Source organism: Coleofasciculus sp. (genome assembly GCF_046565525.1).
In the GTDB taxonomy this organism is placed as follows: Bacteria; Cyanobacteriota; Cyanobacteriia; order Cyanobacteriales; family Coleofasciculaceae; genus Coleofasciculus.
This window is the reverse complement of sequence record NZ_JBKHUP010000067.1, coordinates 1-16456: the sequence shown is the minus strand read 5'-3', so window position 1 is coordinate 16456 and position 16456 is coordinate 1. Positions and strand designations below refer to the sequence as shown.

Here is a 16456-nt window from a genome sequence, read left to right as displayed (position 1 = left end):
GTTGGTTGACTTCTGAGGTGACACAGTTAATTTAGATCAGCATTACATCCAGAAACTGTAGGGGCGCCCACCGACATGCGCCGGATTTAATCGTAAAATTTATTCCACAGTTTTAGCTGGTTAATACTATCTATAAAAACTGCCCCTACATTCGGGAAAAATTAAAATGTTTCGCCAGACGTTGTTCGCACAGTTCTAATATTGTTTCGGTAAATTGACACCGTTCCGGAAACTGTGTGCTGATGTAAATATGTCGCACCAAGGTCAAGGTTGTATAAGACTGGATTGCAGGAATAAGGGCTTCACCTGCGAGCTGAATAAATCTCTCTGCTAACGCATTTTCTCGATCCATTAATGCCTCTGGATTCCCCAACGTCCGCAAACTTTGCTCGGTGATATGTCCAATAAAATTACCAATATCTAAGCCAGGATTGCCTTGACAATATAAATCCAGATCCAGTAAATAAAGGCGAGTGTCATCAACAATAATTTGCTCAGAATAAAAGTCGCGATGAATCCCTAAACGTTGCAGTTCTGGGGTCATCGCCGCCACGCGATCGCACCCAGCTATAACTTTCTCCAAACGGTTTTGCCACTGAGGTTTGAGTTGAGCGACTAGGGGGAGACGTTCGTGCAAAATTCGCAGTTCATCTGCCATTGTGTGGCGACGCTGGGGCGAAATTTTGGCTTGATGTAATTTATGGATGGCTTCGGCAATGTGTTTAGCTAAGGGAATTCCATTGGTTTGGGGAAGTAAGTTTGTGGCGGTTACTCCGGGAACTTTGCGCTGAAGCCACATCTGAAATTTGGGAATTACTCCGATGGGTTCGGGTATACTAATGCCATCGTTACTATTGTCTATAAATCCTCTATGCCAAAGGGCTTGGTTGAGTTGATAGCTTGTAAAATCGGTGCCTTTTGCCCGTACTTTACCGAGCAGGGTGATGGGAATGGTGGAATGATTAGGGTTTGTTAGGTTGTATTCAATTAAGCAGCGACGTCCAGGTTTGTGGCGAATGACTTTAATGGCACAAAGGTTGCTTTTTTGAAGGGGTTGTGGTATGTTTTTGGTAAGTTCTTGCTGGACGGTGATTGGGTTAAGGGCTGCGGTAAGGAATGACAGGTTTGGATCGGTGGTGATGTTGAATGGATCGATTACTGGAATGGTCATGAGATTGACGATTTTAGATTGATGCTTTACTTGTGATTGGGGTTAAATTGGTGGCGTCGAAATGATGTTTTTTTAACGCAGAGGTACGCAGAGGTAAGCGCAGAGGGGCGCAGAGGTATTGGGGGGATTGGGATGAAGGGTTGGGGAAGTTGGAGGAATAAGGGGAAATGATTGGAGTGCTGTGTTAATAGTTATTGTTTTCTTGTCCTTTGTAAGTTTATGTCTTGCCTTCTGCTTTCTTTATCGGCTGGAGATTGCATCTGATATAAGCTGGTATATTTTCCATTGAGTTGCATGAGTTGAGAATGGGTTCCTTGTTCGAGTATTTGTCCGTTTTCCATGTAGAGAATTAAATCAGCACGAGCGGCGAGGGTTAAGTCATGGGTGATGAGGAAGGTGGTGCGGTTTTTGGCTACGCTTTCTAGGGCGGTAATGACGGCTTTTTCGTTATGTTTGTCTAAACCTGTGGTGGGTTCATCGAGGATGAGAATGGGGGCTTTGCGAATGGCGGCTCGCGCTATGGCTAAACGTTGACGTTGTCCCCCGGAGAGGGTGGAACCTCGCTCACCTAAGATGGTGTCGTAGCCTTGGGGAAGCGCTTCGACAAATTCATGAGCATTGGCAAGACGCACTGCTGCTTCAATCTCGGCGTGGGTAGCATTGGGTACTCCATAGCCGATGTTTTCCCAAACGGTGGCGGCAAAGAGTAAACTGTCTTGCATGACGACACTAATTTGAGTCCGCAATGATTTGATGGTATAGTCACGAATATCTCGTCCATCAATCATGACTCGCCCTTCGCTGGGGTCATACAGACGCAAAAGTAGGCTCACAAGTGTCGATTTACCACTCCCAGAGGTGCCCACGAGAGCCACTTGTTGTCCCGGTTTTACGTCTAATTCAATCCCTTTGAGTAAGGAATTACCGGCTTGATAGGCAAAGCTAACGCAATCAAATCGAACAACTCCTTGAAATGGAGGCGCGACAATGGCAAATGGGGAATCGCTAATCTCTGGTGTTTCATCTAAAATGTCTAAAACACGCTCCCCAGAGGCTACCGCTTTTGATAGTCGCCCGGTATATTTAGCAAAGTTCTGTATCGGTTTAAAGGCTTGTTTGAGATAGGTTAAGAAAACTAGAACATCTCCAGGGGTGAGATTATCTCGTAATGCTAACCTAGCACCGTACCACAGGACAATGGCTGTACCAATGGCAATGATCACATCCACAGTACGTTCTAAGCTAGCGGATAAGCGTTGGGTTTTTACACTTTCCTTGAGACTGCGATGATTGGCTTGGGAGAAGACATTGGCGAAAGCGTCTTGGAGGGAAAGGGCTTGTACCAATTTAATCGCACTAATTGACTCGGCTAGAGTGGCGGCGACAGCCCCCTCACGCTGACGCTGCTGACGCGAGGCTTGCTGGATTCGCTCACTCAGACGGGTGGCGGCGAACCAAAAGAATGGTAAGGTGATTAATGCTAGTAATGTTAGATCGCGATCGATCCAAACCATGATCCCAATCATACCCAAGAGTGTCAGAATACTGACGATAAGGGGCATGACGGCGGTTAGGACAATTTCTTGTAATCGGGTTGTATCGGTGCTGATTCGCACTAATAAATCACCACTTCTGGCTTTAGTATGGTAGGAAAGAGATAGGCACTGAAGATGGCGATACAGTTGTTCGCGAATTTCAGTTAAAATACGGCTACTTGCTAGGGCTAAACTCACGGTACTCCAGTAAGATGCCATTGCTCGCAGTGCGGTGATGGCGATTAACCCTAAAGCCGAGAGAGTTAGCAATGTTACTGGTTCAAAACGATTTAAAATACTAATATTTGCATCAGGAGTATCAATTAAAATATAGTCAAAAACAAACTTCAGGGGCCAAGGTTCAAGTAATCGCAACACTACCTCAGCGAATAGAGCGAATCCCGCCGTGATTAAGAGTAAACTTTGTTTCTGAAGATAGGGGGCGAAGCGATGTAATATTCGCCAAAAACTAGGAATAGATTTTTTTGTCATTTGTCTTATGTCATTCGTCATTCGTCATTCCCAATCGGCTTCCCCTGTTCCCCTAGAAGGGCGGGTTTTGTCAAGTTATCAGTTTGGTGCAAAATGTTATCTGTCAAACCCGCCCCTACACCCTCTGCTCCCTCTGTCATACCCGCGATTTCTAATAAACGTTTCGCGATCGCATCCCAGGTATGATGGTGCTGTATCGTCTGTCTGGCGGCTTTTCCTAGCTGTTTGCCTAATTCAGGATTATGGTAGAGGCGCTCTAGGGTTGCGGCTAACGCCACGGCGTCACCTGGAGGACACAATAAACCATTAATTTCATCCTCAATTAATTCTCTCAATTGTCCAATACGACTCGCCACCACGGGTAATCCGGCTGCCATATATTCATAGACTTTTAACGGTGAAAAATAGAAGTCAGATTGGTGCGGATAAGGGGCAACTGCAACGGTCATTTTCGCCAGAAGTACCGGAATTTTATCAGGAGTAACGGCTCCGGTAAAATGAGTGGCATCTAATAATCCGCGTGCTGACAATTCTGTGACTAAATTCTCCCGTTCAGGTCCATCGCCGACAATCAGTAGTCCCGTATTCCTATAGTTTTGATGCAGGGTGTCAAAGGCTTCGACTAAAATTGATAATCCATGCCAAGGCTTAAGCGTGCCAACAAATCCCACGGTGAATGTTTCCTGCTGAATCGATAATGGCGATTTAATATCACGAAAAAAACGCTCTGGGTTAACACCATTGGCAATCACATGCACTCGTTGATCCACTTCTAGATATGCTTCTAGATAAGTCTTAATTTCTTCAGAAACGGCAATAATTGCACTCGCCGTACTAAATACGCGCTGCGCTACTTGTTCAGCACTGGTGCGATTGACTAATCCCCGATGTTTTGCCTGTTCTTGAATTAAGGGAGCATTGACTTCTAAAAGTCCTGGTATTCCCATAGACTGGGCATACTCCATCCCGGCAAAACTCCACAGAGAGTAACGCTCATAAACTAAGTCAAAAACACCGTTTTTTTCCAGTGTTAGACGCAGATTCCTATTAGCAGATAGGGCAGCTTGTTCACGGACAGCTATTTCACCTTTGGGAATAGACGGTAAACGATGAACAATCATAGTTTCTAAACCGGGTGGCGGCTCACCACCGATTCGGGTGGCAAATAACTCAACCTGCATCCCTAGTTTTAGCCAAGCGCGAATCACCTCTTGAACATGAATCGAGCAGCCTTTTTGACCAAAAACCGGAATACCTGGATCAGCGCAAACGTAAGCAATTCGCATAATTTATATCCTCAAGAAACGATAAAAAAGGACATTGTCGGGGCGGGTTTTACAATTTAACTTTATTCTTGATCCTGATGTCCCTAAACCAGCCCTGTATCAGGGATAAAATAAATGTGGCTGTAGGGGCGGGTTTCACAACTTAAGTTTATTCTTGATCCTGATGTCCCTAAACCAGCCCTGTATCAGGGATAAAATAAATGGGGTTGTCGGGGCGGGTTTCACAACTTAAGTTTATTCTTGATCCTAATGTTAATAAACCCGCCCCGTTCCAAGTCTGGAATAAAAGGGTTATTTGACTAATGACAAGATATCCTGTAGGGTTTCGCTATCGCTCAACCCAACCTACTTCTACTTAAACGTTTTGTGCAAAACTAATATGATCTCCTGGGTGAGACTGGTGCGAGATATGATCAGAAACTACCGGAAAATAATTTAACTTATCTGGATTAACGACTTGATTAAAAATATTTCGCAAAGCAGCAGTATTACGATGAATATCAAACTCTGACTCAATTAATTGCCGCGCTTTAGTTGCCAGTTTCACCCGTAAACTTGGATTAATCAGTAAGCGTTCCAGGGCATTTGCCAACACCTGAGAATCATGTTGAGCTACCATCAATCCCGTATCTTCATTACGCACAACTTCTGGAATCCCCGTTACATCAGTCGCCACACAAGGCGTACCCAGCGCCATCGCTTCCAGTAAAACTGTTGGTAAACCCTCACGATTTCCATCACTGCCAATAATATAAGGTGCAGCAAATACAGCCGCATTCTGGATATGCTCAAATACTTCATTTTGAGGACGTGAACCGATAATTTCAACGGTTGATTGTAAACCGAGGCGTTGAATTTGCTCTCGCAGAATCGCTGCTAATGAACCTGCTCCAATAATTTGACAATGAAACGAACAGCCGCGATGGGCAAGAATGGCACAGGCGTCAATTAAAACCGAAACCCCTTTTTTCTCCACTAATCGACTGACTGAAAGAATTGTGGGTGGGCGATTTATGGGAGATTTATACGCCAATTGCTTTAAATTTAAGCCATTATAAATTCGCTGGATATGGGCGGCGGCTGTACTGTATGTCTGTTGTAAATAGTTGAGATTATAGTCACTAACCGTAATCACACTTGCCGCATCTTGCAGCTTCCGTTTCATGTCTTCTGGTTCGACACTTTTATGGAAAATATCCTTAGCATGAGCGGTGAAAGTGTAGGTTATTCCGGCAAAGTGGGCAGCCAGACGAGCGACACTGGTTGCCACTGTACCAAAGTGAGCATGTAAATGATGAATGTTTTTTAACCGAACCTCTCGTGCTAACCAAGCGGCTTGATAAACGGTACTGGCTTTTTCCCCTTGAGCAAACTCTAACTTTGCCCAAAAATTGGGGATAACTTTACTGGCTTCCTGAAGTTCTGCCCAGAAGAAGCTAGCGGCTGTTGGGTTAAGGCTATTGAGAGAATCACTTACTCGCCCTTGGATGGGTTTACGAATATAGTAAACGGGAGCGCGGACTTGAGAGATAATATTTTGAAAATGAGTCTCAGCCGGAGGGCGCAGGGCAAATATTTCTATTTCTAATCCAGCGGCTTCATGGGCTAAAATCTCATTGACGACGAATGTTTCTGAGTAGCGCGGATAACGCTTGAGGACATAACCAATGCGGTTTAATTGTGTGGAAAGCATCATTTGAATGGGGGATTGGGTAAATTGTGAATGTGTAGGGGCGGGTTTTACCGATAACGCTCCGGCTCAAACCACTAACTGACTAAACCCGCCCCGATTTGATCCGTTTTATCCATCAACGACATCACCGGAGCATTAGCCATGGAAACAATGGGGGAAGCCACGACGGATTCGAGGAAGTGAGGCAAACGTGCAAGCCCATGGAAATCGATGCGATCGCGTCGGTGTGTCGATGTTCCGATAGTCCGCGACAGCCATTCACTTAAGGCGGTGGGAGTGACATCATCGGGATGCAGCATATCAATTAATCCCAAATCCTGTAACCGTTTAGCCCGAATTAACTGTTCCCGTCGCGGTTTGACTCGTGGTACAATTAGCGCGGGTTTGTCAAAGGAAAGAACTTCATAAGTGGTGTTGTAGCCGCCCATCGTAATTACACAATCCGCCCGATTCAACAGTTGGGTTGGTTCAGCCAGAAACTCCAGCACTCGTAAACGGGGATGTTTCGCCGCCATTTCGTGTAAGTGTTGACGCACTGAAAGGGGCATAAATGGACCGGTTAAAATCACCCCATTGGTGTCTGGAGGTAAACTCACTTGGGCAAAAGTTTCAGCTAGCTTATCCCCATCTTGTCCTCCGCCAACCATACAGAGCGCCAACCGCCCAGGGGGGAGGTTCAGTCTCGCTAAGAGGTCAACGTCAGAATTATCCACAAATTCCAGTCGTTTGCGCTGGTCAAAACAGCCAGTATACTGTACTTTAGCCGCTATATCTGGGGAAAATTTACAATCCTCAACCAGATCTGAGATTCTAGGATCACCGTAAATCCACACGGCATCATAATATCTGCGAATAATTTCTTCATTAGCCGCCTGCTGCCATTCGTGTTGTACTTTTATCGGATCATCGAGGACATCCCGTAAACCCAGAACACAACGGGTGTCTGTTTGAGTATGCAAATACTCTAGGGTTAAATCTAATTCTCGAATTGCCCCTCGTGGCACATTATCGACAATGAAGACATCCGGTTGAAAGGATTCGACAGTAGCCCGAATAATATTAGCGCGGAGATTGACAATGTGCTGAAGCGAGAGATCCAAGCGACGGGATTGATACTCTCCATTCGTTCCTTTATGCAGGGCGGGAAGCGCCACATAGTCTACGCCATCAGGGATATGCAGATTACTTGCCTCACTCATGCCACTAATCAGCAGAATGTCTGTGGGTAAAGCAGACTGGGCAAGGGTTTGGGCAATTAATAAGTTGCGTCGCTTATGACCCAAACCCATCGTATCATGAGAGTACAACACCACCCGCAATTTCCGAGTTCTCACCCTATTCGGCTGGACAATCGCTGGAGCTAGATGGGAAAACCAGCCAGTATGAGCTGCATCAGTCGCACCACTGGTTCGCTCCTCTAAATGAAGATGTGGTTGAATCCTTAAGGTTGGCGACTCAATACGGGAATATCCTTGTGTGTGTAAATAACTTCCGAGTCTTGGCTGGTGTGCTGACATCGTTCTCTCCTTGTACTCCAAGCTTTGTGTGAGCTGTTGAATCAGCCTTTGATGGACGTAGGATTAGAAACTCGGATTTCTACACGAAATGTGCTTTACGTTTACTTAACTTTAATTTAATTAAGCTTTGTTAAGAGTACATGAGACTTTCATGAGAAATCTTTCATGTTTGTCAAACTGTAGAGACGTTCCATGGAACGTCTCTACATGGATTGTTTATGAATTTGTACAGGTAAAGCGTCTGATCAAGTGCGGAGGCGATAACCCATCCCTCTGACGGTTTCAATTAAGTCACTCCCTAACTTCTTACGCAGATATCCAATATAAACATCGACGATATTGGAACCCGGATCGTAATCATACCCCCAAACATGACTGAGTAACCGCTCTCGACTCATCACTTGCCCTCGATGGCGTAACAGGGTTTCTGCAAGGGTAAATTCTCGCGCAGATAGCTCAACGAGCTGACCCTTGACATAAACCTGACGAGTCAGTAAATCTAAAGTAACTTCCCCTGTACTCAGTACCGTCTCCTCTTGGGCTTTGGGCAAATAGTTATTACGCAACCGCAGGCGCACCCGGGCTAAGAGTTCTGCAAACTGAAAGGGCTTCGTCATGTAATCATCAGCCCCTCCCTCCAATCCAGCCACCTTATCATGGATGTCATCACGGGCGGTGAGAATAATAATCGGGATCTGTTCTCCTTGACCCCGTAACTCCTCTAGGATCTGTAAACCATCTTTGCCTGGAAGCCCCAAATCCATGATCAGCAGGTCAAATTCGTGGGAGAGAACCATAGCCAGCGTCTCCCCCGCATCGGTAGCGACGCTGGTGGTAAATCCGTTAGATCGCAGCCCCTTCTCGATAAATGCGGCAATCCGGGGTTCATCTTCAGCAATCAGAATTCGATTCATCGGGTAGGATATCCTGTTTTGGCTCTAGAGGGATAACAATTGTAAATTGAGTGCCAGCACCAAGTCTGCTTTTGAGTTTCACTTGACCCTGATGCGCTTGGGCGATCGCTTGAACGATAGACAATCCTAAACCCGCGCCTTCAGAACAACGACGACTATTAGGGAGTCGGGCAAATCGCTCAAAAATCCGCTTTTGGTTAGCTAATTCAATTCCTTTTCCAGTATCGCGAACCCAGAAATAGGCGTTGTGGCGATTGATCGCAGAACCCAAGGCGATTTGCTCTCCCGCCTTGGTGTGTTGGGTAGCATTTTCAGCCAGATTCATGATTGCTTGCGTGAGGCGCTGACGATCGGCGACAATTCGACCAGACGCGATCGCATCCAATTGCCAGTCTCGTTCGGCTAAGGCTTTGGCTTTAGCAAAAAGTTCCTCGGTGAATGAGTCAATATCTATTGTTTCAACGTGTAAAAAATCTCGCCATTCTGCTTTCGCCAACAGGAGTAAATCATTAACAAATCGGTTCATCCGATCCAATTCATCCAAGACTAATTCTAATGTTTCCTGTTGGGCTTTTGGGTCATCGTCCCATAATTCCAGATGACCTCGGATAATGGTAATTGGTGTCCGCAGTTCGTGACTCGCATCATTGATAAAGTCTCGTTGGCTGGTAAAAGCTCTTTGCACACGATCCAGCATTTGATTCAGCGTGATTGTCAGTTCAGCCATTTCACCGTAGCCTTGTAGAGGAATACGTTGGGTCAAATCCGTTTCACTAATCGAACGCGCCGTTTCTGTGATCGAACGTAGGGGGGCTAACACTCGTCCAGCGGCAATCCAAGCCACGACGAAAGCCGCAACCATGACGATCAAGGTTACCTCAATAATCACCACAATCACTTCATTAATTTCTTCCTCTTCACCCGCGATGGAATTGGCGACAATGAACAGTCCCCGAAGTTCTCCACCGATTTCCACAGGTTTGACATAGTAAAGGATAGAACCAACAGATGTTTCTTCCTGACCTTTTGTCGATTTTGTCAGATTACTCCAGCCTTTAAGTAGCTCTGAATCCGGTTGCAGCGGAGCGGGTAGTGCTTTTGGGCTGGATTTGTAGAATTGACCATCCACAATTGTCAGCAGAAACTCTCCGTCATTGGGAATATTACGGGATAGAAATACATCAAATAAAGTGGTTATATCATCGTCAAACGGCTGACCAGTAAAGGGGTTTTTTCCTTGTTGGAGTAATTGCTGAAACTCCTGCATCTCTTGGATGAGATAGCCGTCGATTCGTTTGTATACCTCCTTAAATAGAACTTGACGAATCAGCCCAACTGATGTAGCCGTAAAGCAAACCATTAGCAGGACATACCAGACAAGAATACGAGTTCGTGCTTCCCAAAATAGATGACGCCAACCCCAACACCTTTTAGTTTTACTCGCCTCATGATTTTGCTCAAAGTTGGCTGAGGTGAGGTTGTTACCCAGCTTAGTCACGTCTGTTCCCTGGTCGTTCATGAGTTACAAAACCTGATGTTGATTTTAGCGAATTTGATAATTCAGATGCTGTCGATAAAGTCATAAATTTCTACTTTTTATAAATTGTTTAAAATTTAATACCAAAATAAGGTAAACTAAATTTGAGTTGGGTGTAGGGGCGGGTTTCACCACTATCGTTTCTTACCTGACCCAGATGTAACTAAACCCGCCCCGACTTGAGGGTGTATGTCAACTTTGTAGGTACTGACTTAAGGTTGGTGGGTACTGCCCACTCTACTGGACTGACACAACTAAAATTGTGGGATAGATTTGACGATTAAATGGGGCGCACACCGTGCGCCCCTACAATTCTAATCCACCAAATAAGGTGTGCCACGCCACTACGGCTTAAGGTTAAATTGGGTCTATAGGACACAAATAAGTCAAACAAGCGTGAAAGAAATTAATGTATACTGCCAACAAAACAGTGAGCGACTCGATCGCTATCTTGCCCAACAATTACCCGATCTATCTCGTTCTCGAATCCAAAAACTGATTGAAGAAGGGAATGTGCAGCTCAACGATAACCTCTGCACCTCAAAAAAAGCCACGATTCAACCTGGAGACTCTATCCACCTCACTATCCCCGACGCCAAACCCTTAGAGCTAAAACCAGAAGCAATTCCCCTGGATATCCTCTATGAAGATGACCAAATCCTGATTGTCAACAAACCCGCTAACTTAGTCGTGCATCCCGCCCCTGGACACGAAAACGGCACACTTGTCAATGCCCTGCTTGCCCATTGCCCCAACTTAGCTGGAATTGGTGGCGTACAACGTCCCGGAATTGTCCATCGTTTAGACAAAGATACCACCGGCGCGATCGCGATCGCCAAAACTGACCACGCCCACCACCACCTACAAGCCCAACTCAAAGCCAAAACCGCCGGTCGAGACTATCTCGGCGTTGTCTATGGTTCTCCCTCAACCGAGACAGGTACAATTGACCTGCCCATCGGACGTCATCCGAGCGATCGCAAAAAAATGGCAGTCGTTCCCCTAGAAAAAGGTGGACGCTCTGCAATTACCCATTGGCAGATTAAAGAACGCCTGGGCAACTACACCCTAATCCACTTCCAACTCGAAACCGGACGAACCCATCAAATTCGCGTCCACACTGCCCATATCGGACACCCTATCATCGGGGACCCCGTTTATAGTAAAGGTCGAGATATCGGCGTCAATCTCCCTGGACAGGCACTTCATGCATGGCGACTGCGGTTACAGCATCCCAATACAATTGCCCGTCCCCTCTCTCCTAACCAAGGAGACCAAAGGACGGGCAATAAACCTGGGGACTGGATTGAGGTCATTGCCCCTCTCCCCCCAGCCTTTAACACACTCCTAACCGTACTGCGACGGCGTGCTTCATCCGTTCCCTTCCCTAACGCTTAGGTACACGGGACATGTAATCGATATTCTGGGCAGACACGCGGGGAAGTGGATTGGGTTGGGCATTAACTCCCCGTGCCATATCCAGGAAGTTCGTAGGATCACCTGCTTTAGCCTGCTTGTCTTGCGGGACAAAGCGGCGTACTTCGTTCTGCCAAATAATTTGGGGGAAGCCCAGTTGAGCGCGGTAGTAGCCGTCGTAGCGGGGTGATTTAATGTTAAAGGGTCTTTCACCTTGACGGCGACCGGGCAATACACGACGCCGTTGATAGGGAACGGTGTCATAACCAAAGTTGGTCAGGTACTCTTCGCTGTTGAGTAGTTGATCAACAAAGCCCTTAATCCCCTTGGTCGCCACAACGATAGACCAAGCAATTTTTTCGCGTTCGTTGTAAACATCGCGCCCTAATACCCGTTGCACGCACTGTTCAACAAAGCGATAATTGCTGTTTTTCTCGTAGAAGCTGTTGTAGAAGGTTTTCGACAGCAGCAAGCCACGAATGAAATCCCGCACCGTCAGTTGACCGTTGCGGAGTTGGGATTCTAGGAACCGTTCCCGATCCCAAGCAAAAGCATAGAAGAAGATCTGACGGTATGCCGCTTCGATCAATTCATCCATGTCTGTGCCGAACAGGATGTTCTCTGTTGTGTAAATCCTTGGTTGCTCATCCCCCGGTACTTCATAACCAGCGACACGCTGATTTTGACTTACCGGAGTGTAGCTTAATAAAGGTAGCGCCACGTTTAAATCTCCGTAATCTTAGAAAATCTTACAAACCTTAACTTTCAAATATATAACAGATTATGTAACCTTCTTACAAAATTAGTCATTAGTCATTGGTCATTGGTCATTGTTCATTGGGAATCTTTTCCCTCATCTCCTCCGCACCTGTGCTCCCCCATCTCCCCGTTCCCAACTAAAAGTAACCCATCCAGAACGCCAAGGGATTTGCTAGTGAGCGACAGTGGGGCCAATTTCGCAAATAGTTTTCCAAATCAGGTTGCCAGACTGGAGGTCTTAATCCAAGTCCTAAGCAAAGATGAGACAAAACTTCAAAAAACCGCCGATCATGACCGGGAGATCCTAAATGAGCATGGGCATATTCATGGACGACGATACCTAACCAATCGGGCGGTGCTGTTCGTCCCACATCAATGAGGATGGTAACTGGATTGAGGAGAATGTTACAAAAGCCATCAATCCCATACTCCTGGGCTAACGGCGCTGCCCCGATCTGGATCGGACGACGCAATTCTGGATGAAAACAGTCATGACAGGCGTTGAGACAAGAATTGAGTTCAGCGTTGACTGTATCAATGTTATAACCAATCCAGGTACAGATGCGATCGCGTACCCGATGATTATCACTGATATCAACCATACGTGGCTCTAATGCTAGCTGACGTACAGCCTCTAGGTACTCATAGCCACGTACCAACGGTTCATTTATACTCTGGGATTTCTCCACCCAATACGGACTCACTTTGTCTCGCTGCTCAAACATTTCGTGACATGCTCCCACACCAAATCAAAGATTCTGGTGTGAGCTTCCAAGCTTCACAAATTGGATTTCCTGGTTTTTCCCGTTCGGCTGACGCTCACGGCGGAAGCCTTGCGGGATTTCGACACTTACCTAGACTCAGACGAGTACATTTGGGTCTCCGGTAGACCGTCTGCACAGGCAGTTTCCATTCCCGCTAGCCCGGCGGTACTGATTAGTTTGATTTGCGTTGGTTGTTGATTATCAAATTCGAGAATCAACTCACGGTGCAGCAATTTCAACTAGCTTTGTGAGCAGATGTATCGAAGGATGATGTCAATTTACCACATTGATCTTGGGGGAGTCCAGTGTATCCCAACGCCCAATTAAAAATTATGGCGTGGGTCTTATTGCTCCCCCTCTCCCCCCACAATTAGATAAATTCTAACTGCTGATGGGGTGACAAGCAAGCTGAAACCACTACCAATCAAGCTTTCAGGACTTTACCCCCATAGAGACATTTTGACAGGTTTCCCAATTTCCCAAATAATGATAGATAAGTCTGATGAAAATGATAAGCACTTGTAGCGGATAAAAAACTGCCAAAAAAGATACAAAAAAATCTAAATATATATTTACACTTACTTACAATTTGTTACTATTGTTTTTAGCGAAGAGATTTTATGCCTGCCCTAGAGAGTCCAAAACAGCTCAGGACAGGCGCTTACGTAGCATTTTGATAAATTTTCCTACTAGGAGAGTCTTATGCCTTTTACCATTGATTCAGCTCGTAGTATATTTCCTGAAACCCTAACAGCCGATGCTGTACCAGCCACGATTGCCCGTTTCACTCAACTTAACGCTGAAGATCAATTAGCTTTAATCTGGTTTGCTTACCTGGAGATGGGAAAAACCATCACCATCGCTGCGCCAGGAGCCGCAAGCATGGTGCTTGCAGAAGGAACCTTGAATCAAATTCGGCAAATGTCTTTCCAAGAGCAAACTCAGGTCATGTGTGACTTGGCAAACCGCGCCGATGCGCCGATTAGCCGTACTTATGCCAGTTGGTCGGCTAATATCAAGCTGGGCTTTTGGTATCAGCTAGGACAATGGATGGAACAGGGGACAGTCGCACCTATTCCAGAGGGTTATCGGCTATCCGCCAATGCAGCCGCCGTGCTACAAGCCATTCGTAACTTAGATCCGGGACAGCAAATTACGGTGCTGCGGAATGCGGTTGTGGATATGGGGTTTGATCCGAGTAAACTGGGTAGCTACAAAAAAGTCACTGAGCCAATCGTTCCACCTAAGCAAATGTCCCAACGGACGTCGGTGACGATCCAGGGAGTTGACAACCCGACGGTGTTGAGCTACATGAATTACATGAATGCCAATGACTTTGACGCCCTGATCCAACTGTTCACTGATGATGGAGCGCTGCAACCTCCGTTCCAAAGACCGATCATTGGTAAAGACGCCGTCTACCGCTTCTTCCGGGAAGAATGCCAGAACCTGAAGCTGATGCCGGAACAAGGTGTTTCTGAATCGGCACAAGAGGGTTATACTCAGATCAAAGTCACAGGTAAAGTTCAAACTCCTTGGTTTGGTGCCGGGGTGGGAATGAATATGGCATGGCGGTTCTTGCTTAACTCTGAGAACAAAGTCTACTTTGTGGCAATTGATTTATTAGCCTCGCCGAAGGAGTTACTCAACTTAACTCGGTAACAACTCTAAAAACTGTACTCATAAGAGTCAGTTTGAACTTCTAGAGGAGCTTATCTAAAGCCATGTTGAGTAGGAGTAAATCGTAGCACGTTGTAAATGATTGAGTGAGCACTCCCTGCTCTTATGGGTTGGGAGTGTTCAAAACACTGGACAATGCAAGTAAACGAAACTATTTGGTCTGACGTAGAGCAACAAATCGCAAAAGATGCTTTTGAGAAAGCGTATCAACGAGAAACTAATGCTTTGATCACACAGGTGCGGGAATACGCCAGTGGAATTACTGAACTCGATCAGGTTTGGCGTCTGCACGATTTTTTGAGTGCAAGGCGGCACGATATTGATGGTAAGTACGACTATGACTATTCCGCTCTCCTGTTTCTTTTCGCTAGGTTAGTTAAACAAGAGTGGCTAAAACTGGAAGATTTGAGCGGTCTAGATCAGAGCAAACTGGCTAAAATAACTGCCCTGGCTCGGATGTAACCTTCCGCTTTGCTATAATCTGAATGTTTAAATCCGGAAACCCGGATGCCTTAGTTAGCAAACTTAAAGGACTTTTAGTAGTTTTGGAATTACCACCTCTCAAACCTATCGAGCCGCCAGGAGAACCGCCCCCTGTTCACAGCAATTGGTACTTGGTCAATGTTCGCCATAAGAAACGTGATTTATTTTTGAGATGTCTGAATGTTGTTATCGAAAAAAATCAACTGAACGATCTAATTTTAGCGGTTGAAACTCCTGATGATTCAGTGTACGAAGATATCGTTTTACTGAATTTGGCTAGCTTTAAAGCTGTGCAAACCCACATTCAAACGATTGAGTCCTGTCAGAGAATCGAACCGAAACCATTACCACAAGCACAAGTAAGTCTAATGTTGGCAGCGAGCAGCTAGATGATGGATTGTAACTGTGCGATCGCGCGGTTCAATCGTGCTTGTACCACCCGATCCGACTCTTGAGTCAACGCCTGTTGTAAGGGAGGCATAACTTCTGGCTGGGCAATATCTTGTAAGGACGCGATCGCAGCATAACGCAGCGCCCAATCCTCTGGTGTCAGTAACGCCCAGGTCAATTTGTCTATGGCTTGACTAATAATTGCTGCATCCTTGGCTAAACTGCCAATCCTTCCTAACCCGCGTGCAGCTACGCGCCGGACATTTCCTTGACAGTGATTCGCGACGGATGTGCCGACGATATCCTCTAACAAACTCAGCGCCTTTGGGTCACCAATTCGCGCTAAAGCCTGAATGATATGGGCTTGCACAGCCTGGTCACCCGAGGCTTCAAAGGCGGCAATTAAAGGATTAACGCTGGCTGACCCCAATTTCACTAACCCGTCTACAGCGGCGGCTGGGACAGCCGGATGATGATGACTTAATGCCCCAATTAAGGCTGTGATTACGTCATCGCTAGCAGGCTGCGCTTGAGCAACTAACGTCTGAATCGCTTCTACGGCTTCGTTAGGCGTAGCCGCTTGTTTTAATTTTTGTCCTTTGTTATTTGTCATTGGTCATTGGTCATTGGTCATTGGTCATTGGTCATTCGTCTTATGTACAGTCGGGGCGGGTTTAGTTACATCTGGGTGTAACCGAAAAGATAGTAGTGAAATCCGCCCCTACACAATCTCCCCCATCTTCTGATAACTGATAACTGATAACTGATAACTGATAACTGATAACTGATAACTGATAACTGATAACTGATAACTGATAA

At 46.0% G+C, this 16456-nt stretch carries 14 protein-coding genes; 4 read left to right on the top strand and 10 right to left on the bottom strand.

Annotated elements, in window-relative coordinates:
- Positions 1-145: 145 nt before the first annotated feature.
- From ACLGGO_RS22560 to ACLGGO_RS22530, 7 genes are all read right to left on the bottom strand, one after another.
- Positions 146-1171, bottom strand: a complete 1026-nt coding sequence (locus tag ACLGGO_RS22560) for a phosphotransferase (RefSeq protein WP_446420988.1) — start codon at positions 1169-1171, stop codon at positions 146-148.
- A 191-nt stretch (positions 1172-1362) separates the two neighbouring features.
- Entirely contained in the window at positions 1363-3198 is a 1836-nt protein-coding gene (locus ACLGGO_RS22555) for an ABC transporter ATP-binding protein (protein ID WP_446420987.1), read from the bottom strand.
- Positions 3199-3215: 17 nt separating this feature from the next.
- Complete coding sequence (locus ACLGGO_RS22550) at positions 3216-4484, bottom strand: glycosyltransferase family 4 protein (protein ID WP_446420986.1); 1269 nt, start codon at positions 4482-4484, stop codon at positions 3216-3218.
- Between the two features lie 355 nt (positions 4485-4839).
- Positions 4840-6177 carry a glycosyltransferase gene (locus tag ACLGGO_RS22545; protein WP_446421008.1) on the bottom strand — a complete coding sequence of 446 codons (1338 nt, stop codon included), beginning with the start codon at positions 6175-6177 and terminating at the stop codon, positions 4840-4842.
- A gap of 74 nt (positions 6178-6251) precedes the next feature.
- Positions 6252-7694, bottom strand: coding sequence for a glycosyltransferase family protein (locus ACLGGO_RS22540; protein ID WP_446420985.1), 1443 nt, complete (start codon positions 7692-7694; stop codon positions 6252-6254).
- A gap of 245 nt (positions 7695-7939) precedes the next feature.
- Positions 7940-8608: a response regulator transcription factor gene (locus tag ACLGGO_RS22535; RefSeq protein WP_446420984.1), complete on the bottom strand. Its 669-nt coding sequence runs from the start codon at positions 8606-8608 to the stop codon at positions 7940-7942.
- Positions 8586-10127 (bottom strand): sensor histidine kinase, encoded by a 1542-nt coding sequence (locus ACLGGO_RS22530; protein WP_446420983.1) that lies wholly within the window; start codon positions 10125-10127, stop codon positions 8586-8588. Before ACLGGO_RS22530 ends, ACLGGO_RS22535 begins: the two co-directional genes overlap by 23 nt.
- 414 nt (positions 10128-10541) lie before the next feature.
- On the opposite strand from ACLGGO_RS22530, the gene ACLGGO_RS22525 reads away from it, so the two are divergent.
- Positions 10542-11543 (top strand): RluA family pseudouridine synthase, encoded by a 1002-nt coding sequence (locus ACLGGO_RS22525; RefSeq protein ID WP_446420982.1) that lies wholly within the window; start codon positions 10542-10544, stop codon positions 11541-11543.
- Here the strand turns inward: ACLGGO_RS22525 and ACLGGO_RS22520 are convergent.
- Positions 11533-12282, bottom strand: a complete 750-nt coding sequence (locus tag ACLGGO_RS22520; RefSeq protein ID WP_446338205.1) for a phycobilisome rod-core linker polypeptide — start codon at positions 12280-12282, stop codon at positions 11533-11535. The two genes, ACLGGO_RS22525 and ACLGGO_RS22520, sit on opposite strands and share 11 nt — an antisense overlap.
- 175 nt (positions 12283-12457) lie before the next feature.
- Positions 12458-13045 carry a hypothetical protein gene (locus ACLGGO_RS22515; RefSeq protein ID WP_446420981.1) on the bottom strand — a complete coding sequence of 196 codons (588 nt, stop codon included), beginning with the start codon at positions 13043-13045 and terminating at the stop codon, positions 12458-12460.
- Positions 13046-13786: 741 nt separating this feature from the next.
- Here ACLGGO_RS22515 and ACLGGO_RS22510 point away from each other — a divergent pair.
- From ACLGGO_RS22510 to ACLGGO_RS22500, 3 genes are all read left to right on the top strand, one after another.
- Positions 13787-14746, top strand: a complete 960-nt coding sequence (locus tag ACLGGO_RS22510; RefSeq protein ID WP_446420980.1) for an orange carotenoid protein N-terminal domain-containing protein — start codon at positions 13787-13789, stop codon at positions 14744-14746.
- Between the two features lie 153 nt (positions 14747-14899).
- A complete protein-coding gene (locus ACLGGO_RS22505) occupies positions 14900-15226 on the top strand; it encodes a hypothetical protein (protein ID WP_446354776.1) in 327 nt (108 codons plus the stop codon).
- 23 nt (positions 15227-15249) lie between these two features.
- A complete protein-coding gene (locus tag ACLGGO_RS22500; RefSeq protein ID WP_446354778.1) occupies positions 15250-15636 on the top strand; it encodes a chromosome segregation ATPase in 387 nt (128 codons plus the stop codon).
- Here the strand turns inward: ACLGGO_RS22500 and ACLGGO_RS22495 are convergent.
- Positions 15633-16250, bottom strand: a complete 618-nt coding sequence (locus ACLGGO_RS22495) for a HEAT repeat domain-containing protein (RefSeq protein ID WP_446420979.1) — start codon at positions 16248-16250, stop codon at positions 15633-15635. The two genes, ACLGGO_RS22500 and ACLGGO_RS22495, sit on opposite strands and share 4 nt — an antisense overlap.
- Positions 16251-16456 lie beyond the last annotated feature (206 nt).